At 71.5% G+C, this 20052-nt stretch carries 17 protein-coding genes and 1 tRNA gene; 11 read left to right on the forward strand and 7 right to left on the reverse strand.

Annotated elements, in window-relative coordinates; all coding sequences use genetic code 11:
- Positions 1 to 4 precede the first annotated feature (4 nt).
- Positions 5 to 77 (forward strand) — tRNA-His (locus ABT254_RS27125).
- A gap of 228 nt (positions 78 to 305) precedes the next feature.
- On the opposite strand, the gene ABT254_RS27130 is transcribed toward ABT254_RS27125, so the two are convergent.
- Positions 306 to 1346: a LacI family DNA-binding transcriptional regulator gene (locus ABT254_RS27130; RefSeq protein WP_351475162.1), complete on the reverse strand. Its 1041-nt coding sequence runs from the start codon at positions 1344 to 1346 to the stop codon at positions 306 to 308.
- Between the two features lie 356 nt (positions 1347 to 1702).
- On the opposite strand from ABT254_RS27130, the gene ABT254_RS27135 reads away from it, so the two are divergent.
- The 4 genes from ABT254_RS27135 to ABT254_RS27150 all read left to right on the forward strand — a co-directional run bounded on the left by ABT254_RS27135 (position 1703) and on the right by ABT254_RS27150 (position 6552).
- Positions 1703 to 3025, forward strand: coding sequence for an ABC transporter substrate-binding protein (locus ABT254_RS27135; protein ID WP_351475165.1), 1323 nt, complete (start codon positions 1703 to 1705; stop codon positions 3023 to 3025).
- Positions 3022 to 4053 carry a carbohydrate ABC transporter permease gene (locus ABT254_RS27140; protein WP_351475167.1) on the forward strand — a complete coding sequence of 344 codons (1032 nt, stop codon included), beginning with the start codon at positions 3022 to 3024 and terminating at the stop codon, positions 4051 to 4053. Before ABT254_RS27135 ends, ABT254_RS27140 begins: the two co-directional genes overlap by 4 nt.
- On the forward strand, positions 4043 to 4945 hold the full coding sequence (locus ABT254_RS27145; RefSeq protein ID WP_351475170.1) for a carbohydrate ABC transporter permease: 903 nt from the start codon (positions 4043 to 4045) through the stop codon (positions 4943 to 4945). Before ABT254_RS27140 ends, ABT254_RS27145 begins: the two co-directional genes overlap by 11 nt.
- Positions 4946 to 5112: 167 nt before the next feature.
- Positions 5113 to 6552, forward strand: coding sequence for a GH1 family beta-glucosidase (locus tag ABT254_RS27150; RefSeq protein ID WP_351475173.1), 1440 nt, complete (start codon positions 5113 to 5115; stop codon positions 6550 to 6552).
- A 91-nt stretch (positions 6553 to 6643) separates the two neighbouring features.
- Here the strand turns inward: ABT254_RS27150 and ABT254_RS27155 are convergent, their stop codons facing one another.
- From ABT254_RS27155 to ABT254_RS27165, 3 genes are all read right to left on the reverse strand, one after another.
- Positions 6644 to 8092 carry a glycoside hydrolase family 18 protein gene (locus ABT254_RS27155; RefSeq protein WP_351475176.1) on the reverse strand — a complete coding sequence of 483 codons (1449 nt, stop codon included), beginning with the start codon at positions 8090 to 8092 and terminating at the stop codon, positions 6644 to 6646.
- Between the two features lie 170 nt (positions 8093 to 8262).
- Complete coding sequence (locus ABT254_RS27160) at positions 8263 to 9636, reverse strand: sensor histidine kinase (protein ID WP_351475179.1); 1374 nt, start codon at positions 9634 to 9636, stop codon at positions 8263 to 8265.
- Positions 9633 to 10337: a response regulator transcription factor gene (locus tag ABT254_RS27165; protein WP_351475182.1), complete on the reverse strand. Its 705-nt coding sequence runs from the start codon at positions 10335 to 10337 to the stop codon at positions 9633 to 9635. The genes ABT254_RS27160 and ABT254_RS27165 overlap by 4 nt, the downstream gene beginning before the upstream one ends.
- Positions 10338 to 10448: 111 nt before the next feature.
- Between ABT254_RS27165 and ABT254_RS27170 the strand changes: the two genes are divergently transcribed.
- Complete coding sequence (locus ABT254_RS27170; RefSeq protein ID WP_351475185.1) at positions 10449 to 10964, forward strand: hypothetical protein; 516 nt, start codon at positions 10449 to 10451, stop codon at positions 10962 to 10964.
- 12 nt (positions 10965 to 10976) lie between these two features.
- Here ABT254_RS27170 and ABT254_RS27175 read toward each other — a convergent pair whose 3' ends face one another.
- Together ABT254_RS27175 and ABT254_RS27180 are read right to left on the reverse strand one after the other, a co-directional pair.
- A complete protein-coding gene (locus ABT254_RS27175) occupies positions 10977 to 11846 on the reverse strand; it encodes a spermidine synthase (protein ID WP_351475188.1) in 870 nt (289 codons plus the stop codon).
- Positions 11847 to 11906: 60 nt separating this feature from the next.
- Positions 11907 to 12344 (reverse strand): hypothetical protein, encoded by a 438-nt coding sequence (locus ABT254_RS27180; RefSeq protein ID WP_351475191.1) that lies wholly within the window; start codon positions 12342 to 12344, stop codon positions 11907 to 11909.
- Between the two features lie 288 nt (positions 12345 to 12632).
- Here ABT254_RS27180 and ABT254_RS27185 point away from each other — a divergent pair, with 288 nt between their 5' ends.
- A complete protein-coding gene (locus ABT254_RS27185) occupies positions 12633 to 14099 on the forward strand; it encodes an NsdA family TPR-like regulatory protein (RefSeq protein ID WP_351475194.1) in 1467 nt (488 codons plus the stop codon).
- A gap of 112 nt (positions 14100 to 14211) precedes the next feature.
- On the opposite strand, the gene ABT254_RS27190 is transcribed toward ABT254_RS27185, so the two are convergent.
- Positions 14212 to 14811, reverse strand: a complete 600-nt coding sequence (locus tag ABT254_RS27190) for a histidine phosphatase family protein (RefSeq protein WP_351475197.1) — start codon at positions 14809 to 14811, stop codon at positions 14212 to 14214.
- A 193-nt stretch (positions 14812 to 15004) separates the two neighbouring features.
- Here ABT254_RS27190 and ABT254_RS27195 point away from each other — a divergent pair, with 193 nt between their 5' ends.
- Genes ABT254_RS27195 through ABT254_RS27210 form a run of 4 tightly spaced genes read left to right on the forward strand, consistent with a single transcriptional unit; the run spans position 15005 to position 19959 of the window.
- Positions 15005 to 15952 carry a phosphatase PAP2 family protein gene (locus tag ABT254_RS27195; RefSeq protein WP_351475200.1) on the forward strand — a complete coding sequence of 316 codons (948 nt, stop codon included), beginning with the start codon at positions 15005 to 15007 and terminating at the stop codon, positions 15950 to 15952.
- On the forward strand, positions 15903 to 17042 hold the full coding sequence (locus ABT254_RS27200) for a hypothetical protein (RefSeq protein WP_351475203.1): 1140 nt from the start codon (positions 15903 to 15905) through the stop codon (positions 17040 to 17042). Before ABT254_RS27195 ends, ABT254_RS27200 begins: the two co-directional genes overlap by 50 nt.
- The gene (locus tag ABT254_RS27205; protein ID WP_351475206.1) at positions 17033 to 18622 is read left to right on the forward strand and encodes a hypothetical protein; all 1590 of its coding nucleotides are present in this window, start codon (positions 17033 to 17035) and stop codon (positions 18620 to 18622) included. Before ABT254_RS27200 ends, ABT254_RS27205 begins: the two co-directional genes overlap by 10 nt.
- The gene (locus tag ABT254_RS27210; RefSeq protein ID WP_351475209.1) at positions 18619 to 19959 is read left to right on the forward strand and encodes an AAA domain-containing protein; all 1341 of its coding nucleotides are present in this window, start codon (positions 18619 to 18621) and stop codon (positions 19957 to 19959) included. The genes ABT254_RS27205 and ABT254_RS27210 overlap by 4 nt, the downstream gene beginning before the upstream one ends.
- The last annotated feature ends 93 nt before the right edge of the window (positions 19960 to 20052 follow it).

Consider the following 20052-nt stretch of genomic DNA (forward strand, 5'->3'; position numbering starts at 1 on the left):
CGTGGTGGGTGTAGCTCAGCTGGTAGAGCACCTGGTTGTGGTCCAGGATGTCGCGGGTTCGAGTCCCGTCACTCACCCTGAGTAATCAGCCGGTGACCCTGAAGACAGGGTCACCGGCTGATTCGTTTCCGGTTCCGCTTCCACGTCTCGCACACCGACGGGATGGCTGCCCTCGACCGCGGCCGTGGCCTGTGCGGCCGGGCTTCTCCCGACGGGCGAGGAGCAGGAAGGCAAGCACTAACGCCGAAAGCGGCGGTCTCCCGCCCGCCCCCCTCCGACGTGCAGACGCACAGCCCGGGCGGAGCTCAGGACGACGTACGCGGCACCAGTTCCGTCGCCAGGACCACCTGGCGGCGTTCCAGGTCGCGGGAGACGGCCGGGCGGCGGTCGGCGATCTCGCCGAGGAGGAGGTCGATCATCCGGCGGCCCATTTCCTCGATGGGCTGGCGGACGCTGGTGAGGGGCGGGTCCATGTGGCGGGCGATGGCCGAGTCGTCGTAGCCGACGAGCGCCACGTCGTCGGGGATGCGGCGGCCCTCCTCGCGCAGGACCTGGCGGGCGCCGGCCGCCATCACGTCGGAGCCAGCGAAGACCGCGTCCAGGTCGGGGCAGCGGGCGAGCAGCCTGGTCATCGCCCGGCGGCCGCCCTCCTCGGTGAAGTCGCCCGGTTCGATGAGGAGTTCGTCGGCCTTTTGGCCCGCGTCGCACAGGGCGTCGCGGTAGCCGTCGACGCGGCGCTGGGCGCCGTAGACGTCGAGGCGGCCGGTGATGTGGGCTATCTTGCGGCGGCCCCGGGAGAGCAGGTGCTCCACCGCCGAGCGGCCACCGCCGTAGTTGTCCGAGTCCACCGAGGTCAGGGTCTCGGCGGCCGACCGGGGACCGCTGATCACGGCGGGGATCTCCAGCTGCGAGAGCAGGTCGGGGAGCGGGTCGTCCGCGTGCACCGAGACCAGCAGGACGCCGTCCACGCGGTGGGCGGCGAGGTACTGCGCGAGGCGGCGGCGCTCACGGTCGCTGCCCGCGAAGATCAGCAGGAGCTGCATCTCCGTCTCGGACAGCTCGGCGCCGACACCCTTCAGCATGTCCGAGAAGTACGGCTCCGCGAAGAAGCGGGTTTCCGGCTCGGGGACGACCAGGGCGATCGCGTCTGTGCGGTTCGCCGCGAGGGCGCGAGCGGCCGTGTTGGGGACGTATCCGAGTTCGGCCACCGCCGCCTCGACCGCCGCGCGGGTCGCGTCGCTGACGCGCGGCGAGCCGTTGATCACCCTCGAGACCGTGCCGCGGCCCACGCCGGCGCGGGCGGCAACCTCTTCGAGGGTGGGTCGACCACCGCTCCGGTTCCGCATCTGGCTCCGCCTTCCGCCGTTATTCCAGCTGGCCTGGAATCTAACAGTCCCGGGGGATCCGTGAACGTCCCCGGGGGCTACCGCCCCGGGCCCCAAGCCGATGGGCGCCGGGGCCCACGTACCGGACTCCTCTCGTCCAGTTAACGTCCCGATAACTGAACGCATCTCGCCACGTCGACTCCCTTGACACCCCCGCTCGAACCCGCGAACCTTCAACACATCACTTGTGGGAGCGCTCCCACAGTACCTGACACATACACATCCCGCACGTTCCCCGCCCGAGCCGCAGCGAGAATGAACGGGCCCAACAATGCAGTTGGCCGGGGGGTCGGCACGTCAGGCAACAGGAGGACGCAATGCGCACGAGTACCCGCCGGTCCCACCGGCTGATGGCCCTCGCGGCCGTCGCCGCGCTGACCACGGGACTGCTGGCCGGCTGCTCCAAGGACTCGGACAACAGCTCGTCGAACGACAGCGGCGGCAACAGCAAGGGCAAGACGACACTGACCATCGGCACCTTCGGTGTGTTCGGCTACAAGCAGGCCGGTCTCTACGACGAGTACATGAAGCTGCACCCGAACATCAGCATCAAGGAGAACGTCACCACCCGTACCGACGTGTACTGGCCGAAGGTCCTCACCCGGCTGCAGGCGGGCTCCGGCACCGACGACATCCAGGCGATCGAGGTCGGCAACATCACCGAGGCCGTGCAGACGCAGGGCGCCAAGTTCGTCGACCTCGGCAAGGACGTCGACAAGTCCCAGTGGCTGGACTGGAAGAACGCGCAGGCCACCACCAAGGACGGCAAGCTGATCGGACTCGGCACCGACGTCGGCCCGATGGCGATCTGTTACCGCAAGGACCTCTTCAAGAAGGCCGGCCTGGAGACGGACCGCACCAAGCTGGCCGCGCAGTGGAAGGGCGACTGGGCGAAGTACGTGGCCCTCGGCAAGGAGTACATGAAGAAGGCGCCCACGGGCACCAAGTTCGTGGACTCGGCCTCCTCCGTCTACAACGCGGCCCTCGGTGGCGGGTCGGAGCGCTACTACGACAAGGACGGCAACGTCGTCTGGGACAAGTCCGACGGCGTGAAGAAGGCTTGGGACGTCGCCATGACCGTGGCGACCAGCAACATGTCGGCGAAGCTGAAGCAGTTCGACCCGACCTGGGACCAAGGCTACGCCAAGGGCACCTTCGCGACGGTGGCCTGCCCGGCGTGGATGATCGGCTACATCGAGCAGAAGTCCGGTGCCTCCGGCAAGGGCAACTGGGACGTGGCGGCGGCCCCGACCGCGTCCAACTGGGGCGGCTCCTTCCTCGGCGTGCCGACGGCGGGCAAGCACCAGAAGGAGGCCATCGCCCTGGCGAAGTGGCTGACCGCGCCCGAGCAGCAGGCGAAGGTCTTCGCCAAGCAGGCCAGCTTCCCGTCGACCCCGTCGGCGTACGCGAGCCTGAAGCCGGCCGCGGACACCACGGCGTACTTCTCGAACGCGCCGATCACGCAGATCTTCGCCGACTCGGCGAAGACCATCCCGGTCCAGTACTTCGGCATCAAGGACCAGCCGATCAACACGGCGATCACCGACGTCGGCATCCTCCAGGTCGAGCAGAAGGGCAAGAGCCCGACGCAGGGCTGGGACGCGGCCAAGAACGAGGTCAAGGACGTGCTCGGCCAGTGACCAGCTCCCAGCAGGCTCTCGCGCATTCCGCGTCGAGCGCCGAGGCCGCGCCCGGCACCCCGCCGGGCGCGGCCCGGGGCGCTCACGGTCGCGGTACACCGCCGGGCCCCGACTCATGGCGCAGCCGGCTGTACCGCTGGGACATGAAGGCGTCCCCGTACGCGTTCATCGCCCCCTTCTTCATCGTCTTCGGGGCCTTCGGGCTCGTCCCGCTCCTCTATACGGCCTGGTATTCGCTGCACAACGTGCAGCTGTCCGGTCTGGACCACCAGACCTGGGCCGGCCTGGACAACTACAAGCACCTGCTGTCCTCGGAGTTCTTCTGGAACGCCCTGGAGAACACGTTCACCATCGGCGTGATCTCCACGGTGCCGCAGTTGCTGATGGCGATCGGGATCGCGCATCTGCTCAACTACCGGCTGCGCGGCTCGACCCTGTGGCGGGTCGTGATGCTCACCCCGTACGCCACCTCGGTGGCGGCGGCGACGCTGGTCTTCACGCTGCTGTACTCGTGGGACGGCGGAATGGTCAACTGGTTGCTCCATTTCGTGGGGGTCCACCCGATCAACTGGCGCGAGTCCGACTGGGGCGGACAGTTCGCCGTCTCCACGATCGTGATCTGGCGGTGGACGGGCTACAACGCGCTGATCTACCTCGCGGCCATGCAGGCGATCCCCTCCGACCTGTACGAGTCGGCGGCGATCGACGGCGCGGGCCGCTGGCAGCAGTTCCGCCATGTCACGATCCCGATGCTGCGGCCGACGATCCTGTTCACGGTGGTGGTCTCCACGATCGGCGCGACGCAGCTGTTCGGTGAGCCGCTCCTGTTCGGCGGGGTCAGCGGCTCGAAGGGCGGTTCCGCGCACCAGTACCAGACACTCGGCCTGTACATGTACGACCAGGGCTGGGGCATCGGCAACCTGGGCAAGGCCTCCGCGATCGCCTGGACGATGTTCCTGATCCTGCTGATCGTCGCCGCGATCAACCTGCTGATCACCCGACGGCTGAGGAAGTCCCATGACCAGTGAACTGACCCTTCCTCAGGCAAAGGTGAAGGGCGGGGGCCGGAGCCCCGGACGCCGCCGGGTACTCGGCGCGGGCAAGCAGATGCACGCGGGTCCGGTCACCTATCTCGTCCTGACGCTCTTCGCACTGATCTCGCTGGCCCCGCTGGTCTGGACGGCCATCGCGGCGTCGCGCAACAACGAGCGGCTCGCGCAGTCACCGCCGCCCCTGTGGTTCGGCGCGAACCTGTTCAAGAACCTGCAGGCCGCCTGGGACCAGGCCGGGCTCGGCACCGCGATGGTCAATTCCACGATCGTCGCCGGGACGATCACCATCGGTACGGTCCTGTTCTCCACGCTCGCCGGGTTCGCCTTCGCCAAGCTGCGGTTCAGGTTCTCGAGCACCCTGCTGCTGCTGACCATCGGCACGATGATGATCCCGCCGCAGCTGGCGGTCGTACCCCTGTATCTGTGGATGGCGGACCTGGGCTGGTCCAACCAGCTGCAGACGGTCATCCTGCCCACCCTGGTCAGTGCCTTCGGCACGTTCTTCATGCGGCAGTACCTGGTGCAGGCGCTGCCCACCGAGCTGATCGAGGCGGCCCGGGTGGACGGCGCGAGCAGCCTGAGAGTGGTGTGGCACGTGGTCTTCCCCGCGGCCCGTCCCGCGATGGCCGTGCTGGGCCTGCTGACCTTCGTGTTCGCCTGGAACGACTTCCTGTGGCCGATCATCGCCCTCAACCAGCAGAACCCGACCGTGCAGGTCGCCCTCAACTCACTCGGCACCGGTTATGTCCCGGACCAGGCGGTGATCATGGCGGGCGCGCTGCTGGGCACGCTGCCGCTGCTGATCGCGTTCATCCTGTTCGGCAAGCAGATCGTGGGCGGCATCATGCAGGGCGCGATCAAGGGCTGACGGTTCGGCGTCCCGGCCGCGTTCCGGTTCCGCCGTAGTCGTCGTACGTCCCCCGGGGGCCGGGTCAGCGCCGCCTCGGCCCCTCTTCTCCCCGCCGTTCCTCCCCCTGTCCCTCCCCCACCCCCTCCAACTCTTCGGTCTCGACGACCACTTATGGGAGCGCTTCCATGTCTGAGTCCGCACAGCCGGCGACCCCGGTGACCTTTCCCCCCGCCTTCCTCTGGGGTGCCGCGACCTCCGCGTACCAGATCGAGGGGGCGGTGCGGGAGGGCGGTCGTACGCCCTCGATCTGGGACACCTTCAGCCATACGCCGGGCAAGACCGCCGGCGGCGAGCACGGTGACATCGCTGTCGACCACTACCACCGGTACCGCGAGGACGTGGCGCTCATGGCCGAGCTGGGCCTGTCCGCGTACCGCTTCTCGATCTCCTGGTCGCGGGTGCAGCCGACGGGCCGGGGGCCTGCCGTGCAGGTCGGACTGGACTTCTACCGCCGGCTGGTCGACGAGCTGCTCGAGCACGGCATCAAGCCGGCCGTCACCCTCTACCACTGGGACCTGCCGCAGGAACTGGAGGACGCGGGCGGCTGGCCGGAGCGGGACACGGCGCTCAGGTTCGCCGAGTACGCGCAGATCGTGGGCGAGGCGCTGGGCGACCGGGTGGAGCAGTGGATCACCCTGAACGAGCCGTGGTGCAGCGCGTTCCTGGGCTACGGCTCCGGGGTGCACGCGCCGGGCCGGACGGACCCGGAGGCGTCCCTGAGGGCCGCTCACCACCTGAACCTGGCGCACGGGCTCGGCACCTCGGCCCTGCGGTCGGTGATGCCGGCCCGCAACTCGGTCGCGCTCAGCCTCAACTCCTCGGTGGTCAGGCCCCTTTCGCCGCAGGACCCGGGGGATCTGGCGGCGGTGCGGAAGATCGACGACCTGGCCAACGGCGTCTTCCACGGCCCGATCCTGCACGGGGCGTACCCGGAGTCGCTGTTCGCGGCGACCGAGCCGATCACCGACTGGTCGTACGTCCTCGACGGCGACCTGCGCGCGATCCACCAGCCGCTGGACGCGCTGGGCCTCAACTACTACACGCCCGCGCTGGTCTCGGCGGCCGAGGCCGATCCGAGCGCCCCGCGCGCGGACGGCCATGGCGCGAGCGACCACTCCCCCTGGCCGGGCGCGGACGACGTCGCCTTCCACCAGACGCCGGGCGAGCGCACCGAGATGGGCTGGACGATCGACCCGACGGGCCTGCACGAGCTGATCATGCGGTACACCCGCGAGGCCCCGGGACTGCCGCTGTACATCACCGAGAACGGCGCGGCCTACGACGACAAGCCCGACCCCGACGGCCGCGTCCACGACCCCGAGCGCATCGCCTACCTGGAGAAGCATCTCGCGGCGGTGCGCCGGGCGATCACCGACGGCGCGGATGTCCGCGGGTACTACCTGTGGTCCCTGATGGACAACTTCGAGTGGGCGTACGGGTACGAGAAGCGCTTCGGGGCGGTGTACGTCGACTACGCCACGCTTACTCGTACGCCGAAGTCGAGCGCCCTCTGGTATGGGCAGGCGGCTCGCACGGGGACGTTGCCTCCCGTGGCGGCGGACTGACCGGGGCGGGAGCCGGCGGCGGGGGGACGCCGCGCCCCGGCCGGGTGGGGGGAGGTCCGGCCGGGGCGCGTCAACCCCCGTTTCGCGGTGGTCAGTTGAAGGCTCCGAACGCCTTCGAGAAGGCGAACTTGTCCTGGGTGATCGAGCTGCAGGTGGCGTCGGCGGTGGGCTTGGTGCCGCCGGCGCACTGCTTGTCGCGGGTCGCCGACCACATCGACAGGCCACCGAGGCCCTTGGTCTTGGCGAAGGCCGTCAGCTGGGTGGCGTCGTCGACCTTGAAGATCTCGGACGAGACGTCGTTGACACCGATCATCGGCGTGACCGCGACCGTCTTCCAGGCGGCGGCGTCGGAGAGGCCGAGCACGCTCTTGACCTGCGCCTGCGTGGCGGTGGCCGCCTGCTCGGCGTAGGTGCCCATGTCGCCGCTGTAGGAGGCGCCGTAGTCCATGGCCATGATGTTGACGGTGTTGATCTTCGCGCCGTTGGACTTGGCGTTGGAGAGGAGGTTCACCCCGTCCTGGGTGAGGCCCTCGGGCATGACCGGAAGGGTGAAGGAGACATCCAGGCCGGGGTGGGCCGCCTGGAGCTTGGCTATCGCCTTCGCGCGGTTCGTGTTCGCCGTGGTGTTGGGGAGCGCGCCGCCCTCGACGTCGAAGTCGACCTTGGTCAGCTTGAACTGATCCACGACCTTGCCGTACGCCGTGGCCAGCGCGTCCGCCGAGGAGCACGTCGTCGCCAGTTCGGAACCGGAGGCGCCGCCGAAGGAGACGCGCACGTCGCCGCCCTTGGCGCGCAGTGCGCCGATCTGGGATGCCACTCCGTCGCTGCCGAGGTCGGTCACACCGCCCCACTTGGGTGTGCAGCCGCCGCCGTCGGTGACGAAGGCGAGGTTGTAGTTCTTCACGCCGGTCGCGTCGGCGCTCGCGAGGAGGTCGAAGGCGGGGTAGAGGGAGGTGTCGACGTAGGGGGCGAAGCCCGCGCTCGCCGTGGTGCCGGTGCCGGAGCTCTGGGTCGGGGTGGGGGTGGCCGTGGGGGTCGCCGTCCTGGTGGGAGTGGGCGTGGCGGTGGGCGTCGGGGACTGGGTCGGGCGGCCGCTCGGCTCGGGCGTCGGGCCGTCGTCGGCGGAACACTTGGCCCCGTCGACGAGACAACTGCTCGGGTTGCCGGTGCCGTTGACGACGAAGCCGACGGTGACGGACTTGCCGGGCGCGAGGCCGTCGGTGTCCCACTTGGCCGGTGTCACGGTGACGTGCTGTCCGCTCACGCTGGACTCGGCGTTCCACAGCGAGCTCAGCCTGGCGCCGGAGGGCAGGTCGAACTCCAGCTTCCAGCTCTTCTCCGTCTGCGCGGTGTTGTTCGTGACGACGTACTGCGCGGTGTAGCCGGTCGACCAGTCACTGGTCTTCGTGTACGCGGCGGCCACTCCTGCCGCCTGCGCGGTTCCGGTGAGCAGGAGCGCGCCGCCACCGATCACGGCCGCGGCGACCGCTCCGCCGATCGCCTTGTTCCTGCCACTGATCCTGCGCCGGTGCGTGCTCATGCGCGTGCCTGCCTTCGCTGTTCGCGGGGATTCACGGGGTGACCCGGGGTGGGTGCGGCAGCACGCTAGCGAGCCGGAATCGGGCAAAGTGCCTGATCCGGACGGGGGTTGAGGATCTTAGGGTGCGCTTAAGGAAGGGATCGGGGACGGTTAAAGGTAGAGACCAATTTCTAGACGAGTTTCTTCTGCCTGCGTCGCCGTACGGAGCGGTGACCCCGTCCGGGCGTCCGCTCCCGACCGTCCAGCTGGATCCAGATCCGCACCTCGGTCCCGCCGAGCACCGAGGACCCGATCCGCACGTCACCGCCGGTCGACTCGGCGAGCCGGCGCACGATGTCCAGGCCGAGCCCGGTGGATCCGTCGCTGCCGGAGCCCCGCCCGCGGGCCATGGCGGCCTCGGGGTCCTGGATCCCGGGGCCGGCGTCGGAGACCAGCACGATCACCGCGTCCTCCCCGTTGTGCAGGTCGACCGCGAAGGCCGTGCCCTCGGCGGTGTGCCGGAACACGTTGCCGAGCAGGGCGTCCAGTGCGGCCGCGAGGTCCGCCCGGGCCACGGGTATGCGCACCGGATGGTCGGCGCCGGCCATCCGCCACTTGCGGCCCTCGTCCTCGGCGAGCGCCGACCAGAACGCCATCCGCTCACGGACCACCTCGGCCGCGTCGCATCCGGCGCCGGGGCCGGCGGCCGCGGTCTGCGGTTTGGCGTCCCGGGCGGTCCGGATGATGGTGTCGACCTCGCGCTCCAGCTGGGCGACGGCGGCCCGGGTCTGCTCGGCGGCCGGACCTTCGCCGAGCGAGGCCGCGTTGAGGCGCAGCACGGTCAGCGGGGTGCGCAGCCGGTGGGACAGATCGGCCGCCAGCTCCCGCTCGTTCGCGAGGAGTTGTACGACCTGGTCGGCCATGGAGTTGAACGCGACCGCCGCCAGCCGCAGTTCGGTCGGCCCTTCCTCCGGCACCCGTGCCCCCAGCTTCCCCTCCCCCAGCTCGTGCGCGCTCTCGACCAGCTTCTGCGCGGGCTGCACCATCCGCACGCCCAGCCGGTCGGCGACCGCCACGGATCCGACGATCAGGGCGATCCCGACCCCCGCGAGCACCGCCCACGCGGTACCGACGCCGTTGCTGACCTCGGACTCGGGGACGTACACCTCGACGACGGCTATCGCGCCGGTGCTCAGCGCGACCGGCTGGAGCAGTGTCGAGCCGCCGGAGACCGCGGTGGTGGAGGCCCGGCCCAGCTTGCGCACGGTCGCGATGTCCTCGCGGGCGGCGCGCTGCCGCCCGATGTCGACGGCGGACTGTCCGGCGGCCGCGGGTATGTGCACCGCCATCCCGGAGTCCGAGCCGGCGGAGGCGACGACCCGCTCCAGCTGGTCGCGGTCGGTGGTGATGGACAGCGCCGGGGCGACCGCGGCGGCCTGCCGCTCGGCGTTGGAGAACGCACGGTCCCGGGCCATCTCCTTGATGACGAGCCCGAGCGGCACCGCGAAGGCGACCACGACCATGGCGGTGACCGCCAGACAGACCTTGACCAGTGCCCATCTCATCGCGGCGGCTCCCCACCCGGCGGCTCCAGCTTCACGCCGACGCCCCGCAGCGTGTGCAGATAGCGGGGCCGCGCAGCCGTCTCGCCCAGCTTCCGCCGCAGCCAGGACAGATGGACGTCGATGGTCTGGTCGTCGCCGTACGACTGCTGCCACACCTCGGCGAGGAGTTCCTTGCGGGGTACGACGACGCCCGGCCGGCCGGCCAGGAAGGCGAGCAGGTCGAACTCGCGGCGGGTGAGGTCGAGCCGCATGCCGTCCAGTTCGGCCTGGCGGCGCAGCGGGTCGACGGTGAGGCCGCCGACCCGCAGGACGGTGGAGGGCGTGGCGTCCGAGGGGGCGGACCGGGACCGTCGCAGGACCGCGGACATGCGCGCGGACAGGTGCTCGACGGAGAACGGCTTGGTCAGGTAGTCGTCGGCGCCCGCGTTGAGCAGGCGGACGATCTCCGTCTCGTCGTCCCGCGCGGTGGCGATGATCACCGGCACGTCGGTGATACCGCGCAGCATCTTCAGGGCCTCGGACCCGTCCAGATCGGGCAGTCCCAGGTCCAGAATCACCACGTCGAAACGGAAGTGGGCAACCTCGCGCAGCGCCTCCAGCGCCGTCCCGACACTGCGCACGGTGTGCGCGGCATCGGTCAGGTGCCGGATCAGCGCCGAACGTACGAACTGGTCGTCCTCGACCACGAGCACACTTGCCATGCGCGGCACCGTACGCCATGCGGAAGAGCCGCATCGGAGCCTGTGGACAACTCTTCGCTTGTGGACAACGGACGGGACACCTGTGGGACGCGTGAGGCAGTATGGCCCGCGATGCGCAGAGGACTCGTACACGTACTGGCTTGGTCGCTCGCCACGGGCGCGGCGGTCACGCTGTCGTGGTGGGGTGTCCACACGGTGATGGCGGGCACGGCGTACGACCCGCCGCGCGCCCTGCCGATCACGGCGGCGGACGCGACCACGCAGGAGTCGCAGCCGCTGGCGTCGTCGACGAGGCGGCCGTCGCCGTCACCGTCCAGGAGCACGGCCCGCACACCCTCCCCCACGCCCACGCCCACGACGTCGACCGCACCGCCACCGAGCCCCACCCCGACCTCCACCGCGTCCGGCCAGGTCAAGAGCTACGACACCGACGGCGGGCGGGTGGTCTTCGATCTGGGCAAGGCCTCCGCGACGCTTGTGTCGGCGACGCCGGGTTCCGGTTGGTCGATGCAGGTGTGGAAGACGGAGACCTGGATCCGGGTGGAGTTCACCTCGGGCACCAACAAGGTCTCGGTGATCTGCACCTGGCACGACGGGCCGCCGCATGTGGAGATCGGGAACTACTAGTCTCCCTGCGGATCAGCGGAACACCGAGGGCGGCGGCGCCGGTGAGGCGACCGCCGCCTCGTCCGTCACCGCGGTCGCCCCGCCGGTGAAGTCGAGGAGCGCGCGGCCGTGTTCGACGCGGCCGGGGTGGGGGTCGGAGGCCGCCCGGCGGGTCAGTTCCGCGATCGGCAGCGGGGCGTCGGAGGCGACGAGGACCGCGTTGCCGAAGCGCTTGCCGCGCAGCACGGTCGGGTCGGCGACCAGCGCGAGTTCGGGGAAACGGGCGGCCGCGGTGGCGATCTGGCCGCGGAGGTGGGCGAGCGGCGGCCCGTCGGCGATGTTGGCGGTGTAGCAGCCGCCCGGCTTCAGGACCCGGCGGACGTCGTCGAGGAACTCGGTCGAGGTGAGGTGGGCCGGGGTGCGGGCCCCGCTGAACACATCGGCGATGACGAGGTCGGCCCAGCCGTCGAGCACCTTGGCGAGCCCTTCGCGGGCGTCGACGGAACGCACCCTGATCCGGGCGTTCGGGTCCAACGGCAGCTCACGGCGGACCAGTTGGACGAGCGCGGCGTCCCGCTCGACGGCCTGCTGGGTGGAGCGGGGGCGGGTGGCGGCGACATAGCGGGCGAGGGTGAGTGCTCCGCCGCCGAGGTGCACGGCGTGCACGGGCTTGCCGGCCGGTGCGACGAGGTCGATGACATGCCCGAGCCGGCGCTGGTACTCGAAGGAGAGGTAGGAGGGGTCGTCCAGATCGACGTGCGACTGCGGCGCCCCGTCGATCAGCAGCGTCCAGGCCCGCGCCCGGTCCCTGTCCGGCATGAGCTCGGCGAGCCCGCCGTCGACGGCCTCGACGACCGCCTCGGCGCCGCCGCTTCCGCGCCGGGGGTTCCTGGACTTTCCCATTGCACCATTATCGGCGGCGCCGGGCGGCCACGCCTGCACGGGGTGGCACGAGCAACCAGGTCAGCGGCAGTTGTCCGCGGCCTCGATGATCCGTGCCGCCTCGCCCAGGGCGGCGCGCAGAACCGCCGGGTCGGTCGCGAGCTCGGCCTCGCCGGGCGGGAGCAGCCAGTCCGAGCCCCCCACGGGCGGCTCGGGGTTCAGTCTCAGACCGCGGCCGTCGGTCTCCGTACAGGTGCTGCCCGGGACGTCCCAGGCGGCGGCCGTACCGGGCGGCACGACGAAGCCGAGGGTGTTGCAGTCGTCGTCGTGCAGGACGGGGCCGACCGCGTCGCCCGCGCCGCGCCGCAGGATGTCGACGGCCTCCAGCCCCTGCCGGGTGGGCACGGTGACGAGATCGCACGCGCCGTCGGGGAGAGGCGGTTCGCCGCGCACCGGGGCCGGGGCGTTCGCCACGGTCGCGGGCGGCGTACGAGGAACGACGCTCTGTCTGGTCTCCATCCCGGCCTCCACCACGGAACCCCTCCTTCAACGAAGCGGGTCGGGAGTCGGGCGGCTCCCGGTCCGCAGGGTTCAACGCGGCTGCCGCGTCAACGGCTACGGCGGAAGTCAGCCACAAAGGATGGCAGTTCATGGCAGATCCCGTATGAGATATCCGGTTTGTAGCCAAACACAGCGTGAGCGGTCCGGCACAGCAGGTACGTTCTTCCCCGCTGGAGACAGGGCTCTACACGGACAACCCACCCTGAATCCGGCATGGTTCGACGGTTCGCACGAGAGGACCCGGCCATGGCGTCGTCACATCTGACCTCGTCCCAGCCCACGCCCCCCAGGCCACCGCGGCCGAACCTCGTCTTCCGGCAGTTGCGCGGACAGCGCTCGCCGGCCGAGTTCGCCGCCGCGGTGCGCCGGGCCGCGCGCGAGATCGGGGAGCGGGTCAGCTGCGACGCGCGCTACATCGGCCGGGTCGAGGCGGGCGAGATCCGCTGCCCCAACTACGCATACGAACGGGTGTTCCTGCACATGTTCCCCGGCCGCACCCTCACCGACCTGGGCTTCGCGCCCCGCTCGTCCGTCCGCGGACGCCGGGCGCACACCACCGGTGAGACACCGGGGGCGTACGAGCCGTATGAAACGCAGGACAACCCGGACCCGCAGGTCCCTTACCACCCGCAAGTCCCTTACGACCCGCATGGCCGTCACGAGAGCCATGCGCTTCACGAGAACTACGAGGAGAGCGACGTGCTGCGTCGCGCATTCATGACCGGCGGTGGCGCCACGGTGGCCGCCGCCTCGCTGGGCCCCATCGGGCTCGCCTTCGACGCCGCGGCAGCGGGACGTCCCGTCCGCCGCCCCGGCGCGAACGACGCGTACGCACTCGAAGAGGCCGTACGCAGAATCCGGCTGCTCGACGACCGGCACGGCGCGGACGGGCTCTACCGGCGCGCGTCCGCTCCCTTGCGCGCCGCCTATGCGCTCCTGGACGCCGGGGCGACCCGGCAGACGACCGCCGACCGTCTCCACTCGGGCGCCGGTGAACTCGCCATCTCCGTGGGCTGGCTGGCGCACGACTCGGGGCGGTTCGACGATGCCCGCTCGCACTATGCGGAGGCACTCGCGACCGCCCGGATGACCGGCGACGACGCCCTGGAGGCGCACGCCTTCTGCAACACGGCGTTCCTCGCGCGCGACGCCGGACGCCCGCGCGAGGCGGTCCGCGCCGCGCAGGCCGCACAACGCGTCGCCCGCCCCCTGGGCTCCGCCCGGCTGATGTCGCTGCTCGCGCTGCGCGAGGCGGGCGGCTGGGCGGGGCTCGCCGACCGCACCGCCTGCGAACAGGCGCTCGTCCGCGCGCAGACCCTCTTCGAGCGAGGCCCCTCGGACGCCGACCCCGAGTGGATGAGCTTCTACGGGGAGGCCGAGCTGGAGGGCCTGGAGGCGCAGTGCTGGTCGACGCTGGGCGACTGGCCGCGCGCCGCACGCCACGCGCGCCGCGCGGCCCAGCTCCAGAACCCGCACTTCACCCGCAACATCGCCCTCTACACGGCGGAACTGGCGGACGACCTGGCCAGAGGCGGCCGCCCGGACGAGGCGGCGACAGCCGGGATGCAGGTACTGGACCTCCTGGACCAGGTCCAGTCCTCCCGAGTCCAGACGATGCTGGCAGGAACAGCGAGGGTGCTGCTTCCGCACCGCCGGGCATCAGGCGTGTCGGAGTTTCTGGAGCGTCACGCTTCGCAGCCGCGTACAGCCTGACTTGTCCCAGCCTGCGGGCAGTCGTGCCGCTGGGGCGGCGCCCGTCCCAAAGAGAGCGGCACCCCGCAAGCGCGGGCAAGCGAACCCTCGCACCTGCGGCACCGGGCACAGCTCACACCCCGGTCAAGTGCCCCAGGTCGTTCCAGCTCTCAATGGCAGGCTCGCCATAAGCCCACCCCAACACCGACAACGACGTCGGGTTCAACCGAATCCGCGCGGCAAAGTCCAACGGCAGCCCCAACCACCGAGCCCCGATCGACCGCAAGATGTGCCCGTGGGCGAACACCAGCACATCCCGCTCCTCAGCCCGCGCCCAAGCCACCACCTCATCCGCCCGCGAGGCCACCTCGGCCAGCGGCTCACCCCCGGGCACCCCGTCCCGCCAGATCAACCAGCCGGGTCGCACGGCCTGAATCTCCTCGGGCGTCATCCCCTCGTACGCCCCGTAGTCCCACTCCATCAACGTGTCCCACTCGGCCGCCCGCTCCCCGAACCCGGCAAGCTCACACGTCTCACGCGCGCGTGCCAGCGGACTGGTGCGGACGGCCACCCCGGGAAGCCCCTCGAACGGCCCCCGGTGCAGCCGCTCGCCGAGCAGCTTGGCGCCCCGCCGGCCCTCCTCCAGGAGCGGCACGTCGGTCCTGCCGGTGTGCTTGCCGGACAGCGACCAGGCGGTCTGTCCGTGCCGGGCCAGCAGAATGCGCGGTGCCATGAGCTGAAAGGCCTTCCGGGAGAAATCGCAGGCGGAACCAGTCCATCATCGCGCACGCTGGTGGCGGGCAACCCGGCGGGCGATCTCTGCGTCTTTGAGGGCCGGGGCGCCCGAAGCGGGCGCGCACGTACGCCGTAAAGTGGCACGACCGGCCCGCCGGGCGCCGCGCGAGAACGAAGGGGGAGGCGATCGGATGCCGAGGACCGAGACGACACCGGGCATCGAGGCAGCGACCCCGCAGACCCGCCTGCGCTGGTGGACCGAGCTCCCGCTGATCCTGCTGGTGTACGCCTGCTACTCGGCCGGCCGCCTCCTCGCCAGAGGTGACACCTCGGGCGCCGTCGACCACGGCGTGACGATCCTGCGCATCGAGAAGTTCCTGCACATCAACGCCGAGCACCCGCTCAACCGGCTCTTCACCCGCGAGGCATGGCTCGGCGTCCCGGCGGACTTCTGGTACGCGTCGCTGCACTATCTGGTCACACCGGCGATCCTGGTCTGGCTGTTCCGATCGCACGCCGTCCGCTACCGCGCGGCCCGCACCTGGCTGATGACATCCACCTTCTTCGGCCTGATCGGCTTCACCCTGCTGCCGACCTGCCCGCCGCGCCTGCTCTCCGCGGGCCACGGCTTCGTCGACACGATGGCGCATTACAGCTCGTACGGCTGGTGGGGCGGCGAGGCCAGCGCCCCGCGCGGCCTCGGGGGGATGACGAACCAGTACGCGGCCATGCCGAGCCTGCACGTGGGCTGGGCACTGTGGTGCGGGGTCATGCTGTGGCGGTACGGCAGGACGCGTACGACGAAGGCCGCCGCCGTCGCCTACCCGTTGCTGACGACGATCGTGGTCATGGGCACCGCGAACCACTACTTCCTCGACGCGGTCGCGGGTGCGGCCGTGATGGGCGTCGGGCTGGTCCTGACGCCGTACGTCATGCGGGGCGCGGACGGGATCAAGGAGCGGCTGTCCTTCGGCGCAGGGGGAGCTCAGGTCGCAGGTTCCTCAATTGTCAGTGCCGGATGCCAGACTTCCGCGGGTGAGCGAATTCCACGGCAGCGCGAGTCCCGGACCGGATCCGGAGCCGAGCCGGGTGCCTCTCCCACGGACGCGGGGGAAGGCGCTCCGGCAGCGGCTCGCTGAGCTGCGCGGTCCCGACGTACCGGCCAAGGCGCTGGACGCGCGCGCCCTGGCCGCCCTCGCCGCCAACCCCGGGTGCAGACGGCGCGCGATCCTGGACGGCGCCGGGGTGAACAAGGCGGCGGTGGCGAGCGCGCTGGGTTCCCCTTCGGTCTTCGGGCAGTCGCAGTTCGCGTTCACGCGGGGCAACGCCTTCGAGGCGAAGGTCAAGGCGGACGGCGGCGCGGAGCTGCTCAGGCTGGTGCACGAGAAGCTGGACCGGCGCGCGGAGCCGCCCGCCGAGGCGCGGGTGCCGGACCTCTCCGCGACCGGCCCGGAGGGCCGCGCGGCCCGTACGGCGCTGGCGCTGCGCGAGGCCACCGCGGCCGTCGGCGGCTGGACGCTCCTCGACCACCCGATGCTCGCGCTGGACGTGGCGGGCACCCCCGCGTTCCTGGAGCCGGACGCCGTGGTGGTGCACCCCGACGGCAGCTGGACCGTCGTGGAGATCAAGTCCTTCCCGATGCTGGACGGCAGCGCGGACCCGGCGAAGGTGGGCGCGGCGGCACGCCAGGCGGCGGTGTACGTGCTGGCTCTGGAGGAGGTCGCCGCCCGCCTCGACCCCGCCCCCGAGGTCCGGCACCGGATCCTCCTCGTCTGCCCCAAGGACTTCTCCAACCTCCCCACCGCCTCGGCCGTCGACGTGCGCAAGCAGCGCGCGGTCACCGGCCGCCAGCTGGCCCGTCTCACCCGTATCGAGGACATCGCCGACACGCTCCCCGAGGGCACCTGCTTCTCCCCTCAGCTGCCCGCCGCCGAGCTGACCTCGGCCGTGGAGTCGGTCCCGGCGACGTACGCACCCGAGTGCCTGTCCGCCTGCGAGCTGGCCTTCCACTGCCGCGACCGCTCCCGCGCGGCCGGCGCCGTGACCTCCCTGGGCCGTTCGGTCCGCGCCGAACTGGGCGGCCTGACGACGGTCGAGGAGGTCCTGTCGGCGGCCCGCGGCGAAAGCGGCGACCCTGAGGACCCGGCGGTGGCGGCGCTGCGGAGGGCGGCGCGACTGCGTGCCGAAGCCCTCGCTCCCCTCGGTGAGAAGGTCACCCCGTGTCACTGATCTCCACCCTCGCCCGCCTGGAAGCGGTGCGCACCGGCCGCGCACAGCCCGCCGCCACCGTCCGGCACCGGCATCTGTCCGAGCGGCCCCTCGTCTTCGTGCCGCTCACCACGGCGGGCGAGGCCGGCGCCCCGCTCGGCGCACTCGTCGGGACCGACCGGGACGCGCCGCGCCTGCTGGCCGTACCGCAGCCACGCGACCGTGACCTCAGGTTCGCGTTCCTGGCCGAGCTGGCCGACGTCGTCCTGCCGTATCTCGACACGTACGCGCAGGACGTGGAGGCCGCCGAGCGCAACGAGACCGATCCGGAGACCGGCAAGCGGGTCAAGGTCGAGGTCGAGCTGTGCGCGGACGCCCCGCAGTTGCTCGTGCCGAGCCGCGCGGGCGTCGACTTCGTACGGCTGCTCGGCCGCTCCATGCGCTTCAGGCGTACGGCGGAACAGGACCCGGAGACCCCGTATCCCGCGCCCCCGCGCGTGCCCCTGCTCGGCCGCTGGCTGACGCACTTCGGGGAGCGCGCCCGCGTCCCCGGATCCTCCCTCCTGCTGGCGATGACGGATGTCCTCGCCCGGCACTGGGCGACCGGGCAGTCCACCCTGGAGGACCAGCACCTGGGCGCGCTGCTCGCGTGGATCGACCCTCCGGAGGGCTCGACGGGCGCCGAGGCCGCCCTGCATGCCGAGCTGGCCCGCGACGCCAAGGGCCAACTGCTGTGTCCGCCCGCCGGACCGGCCACCGACCCGGCGTTCGACAACAAGCTGCTCGCGCCCGCGATCGAGCGCTACGACCGCGCGCGTTCCGCCCTCGCCGCCGCCGAGGACGGTCTGGAGGCGGACGACCGGCTCGGTGAACTCACCGCCGCGGAGCGGGAGATCCGCGAGCTGGTGCTCAGCCGCACCCTGCCCACCTGGGAGAAGGTGTGGCAGGGCCTCGACCTGCTGCGGGTACTGCCCGAGGGGGCGCATGTCGAGGAGCGGTGGACGCGCGACCGCTGGTCGTTCACCGGCCACCGCGACCGGATCGTCGCGGGCGAGCCGCCGCAGCCGCGCCGGGACGACGCGGTCACCGCCGCCAACAAGCTCGCCGCACGCGAGCGTGAACAGGCCCGGCTCGAGGCCCAGGAGGCGCTCGACGATCCGCTGGTGATGGCGGGCCGGCGGCTGTCCGGGGAGGCGTTCGCCGGGGAGGTGACGGATGTCGTGATGGCGTACAGCGAGGGCAAGCGGCCGAGCCCCCGCCCGCTGGTCACCGTGCGGACGGAGGACCGTCCGCACCTGGGCGAGCGGGTCAAGGTGTACCGCTCGCTGGGCGGCAAGCCGCAGGCGGCGGAGTTCGTGGGGTGGGAGGCGGAGGACCTGCTGGTACTGCGTGTCGTCGACAAGATGGGCCGCGGCAAGGAGCCCGAGGCCGGTTCGGTGCCCGAGAAGGGCGACCGGCTCTGCTTCACCCTCTTCGAGCACGAGCAGCGGGGCGGTCCGAAACTGCCCGACCCGGAGGAGACGCCGTGGACGCACGGCGGGCCGCCGGGCGAGGCCGCCGCGGAGGCCGCCGATCCCCTGACCGCGGAGGACGTGCTGTGACCACCACCGCATTCGACCCGGGTGCCCTGGCGGCCGAGGCCACCGACGCCATCCTCCGCGACACCCTGCACGGCACCCACCGGGGCGTGGTCGTCGACTCGCCGCCCGGTGCGGGAAAGTCCACGCTGGTCGTCCGCGCGGCCCTCGAACTGGCCGATGCGGGGCGCCCGTTGATGATCGTCGCCCAGACGAACGCCCAGGTGGACGACCTCGTGCTGCGCCTCGCGGAGAAGAACCCGGAGCTCCCGGTCGGCCGCCTGCACAGCAGCGACGCCGACCCGTACGACAAGGCGCTCGACGACCTGCCGAACGTACGCAAGTCGGCGAAGGCGGGCGACCTGACCGGTCTCTCTGTGGTCATCTCCACGGCCGCGAAGTGGGCGCATGTGAAGGTCGACGAGCCGTGGCGGCACGCGATCGTGGACGAGGCGTACCAGATGCGCTCGGACGCGCTGCTCGCCGTGGCGGGGCTGTTCGAGCGGGCGCTGTTCGTGGGCGACCCCGGGCAGCTCGACCCCTTCTCCATCGTGGGCAGTGAGCAGTGGGCGGGGCTTTCGTACGACCCCTCGGCCTCCGCCGTGACCACCCTGCTGGCCCACAACCCGGAACTGCCTCAGCACCGCCTGCCGGTGTCCTGGCGCCTCCCTGCCTCCGCGGCCCCCCTGGTCTCGGACGCCTTCTACCCGTACACACCTTTCCGCAGCGGCACGGACCACGGCGACCGCCGCCTCGCCTTCGCCGTCCCCTCCGACGGCTCCGGCCCCGACCGGGTGATCGACGAGGCGGCCGTATCGGGCTGGGGCCTGCTGGAGCTGCCCGCGCGGCACACTCCGCGGACGGACCCCGAGGCGGTGCGGGCGGTGGCGACCGTCGTACGGCGGCTGCTGGAGCGGGGCGGCGCGGCGATCTCGGAGCGTGCGCCCGAGGAGCCCGCGCCGCTGACCGCCGACCGGATCGCCGTCGGCACGGCCCATCGCGACCAGGCGGCGGCGATCCGCGCGGCCCTCGCGGAGCTGGGGGTCACGGACGTCACCGTCGACACGGCGAACCGTCTCCAGGGCCGCGAATACGACGTCACGGTGGTCCTCCACCCTCTCTCGGGCCGCCCCGACGCCACCGCCTTCCACCTGGAAACAGGCCGCCTGTGCGTCCTCGCCTCCCGCCACCGCCACGCCTGCATCGTGGTCTGCCGGGCGGGGGTGAGCGAACTCCTGGACGACTACCCGTCCACGGAGCCGGTGCAGCTGGGAACGCTGGTGAAGTTCCCCGACGGCTGGGAGGCGAACCACGCGGTACTGGCACGGCTGGCCGAGCACCGGGTGAGCTGGCAGCCATGAGCGCGGCGCCGGCGCGGCTCGGGGAACATCGGGTGGCGTTCAGGCCTTGAGGGACCTGGGGTTCCGGGCCCACTTGCGTGGGCGCGGGACAAT

The sequence above is a fragment of the Streptomyces sp. NPDC001137 genome (assembly GCF_040298885.1).
Taxonomy (GTDB): domain Bacteria; phylum Actinomycetota; class Actinomycetes; order Streptomycetales; family Streptomycetaceae; genus Streptomyces.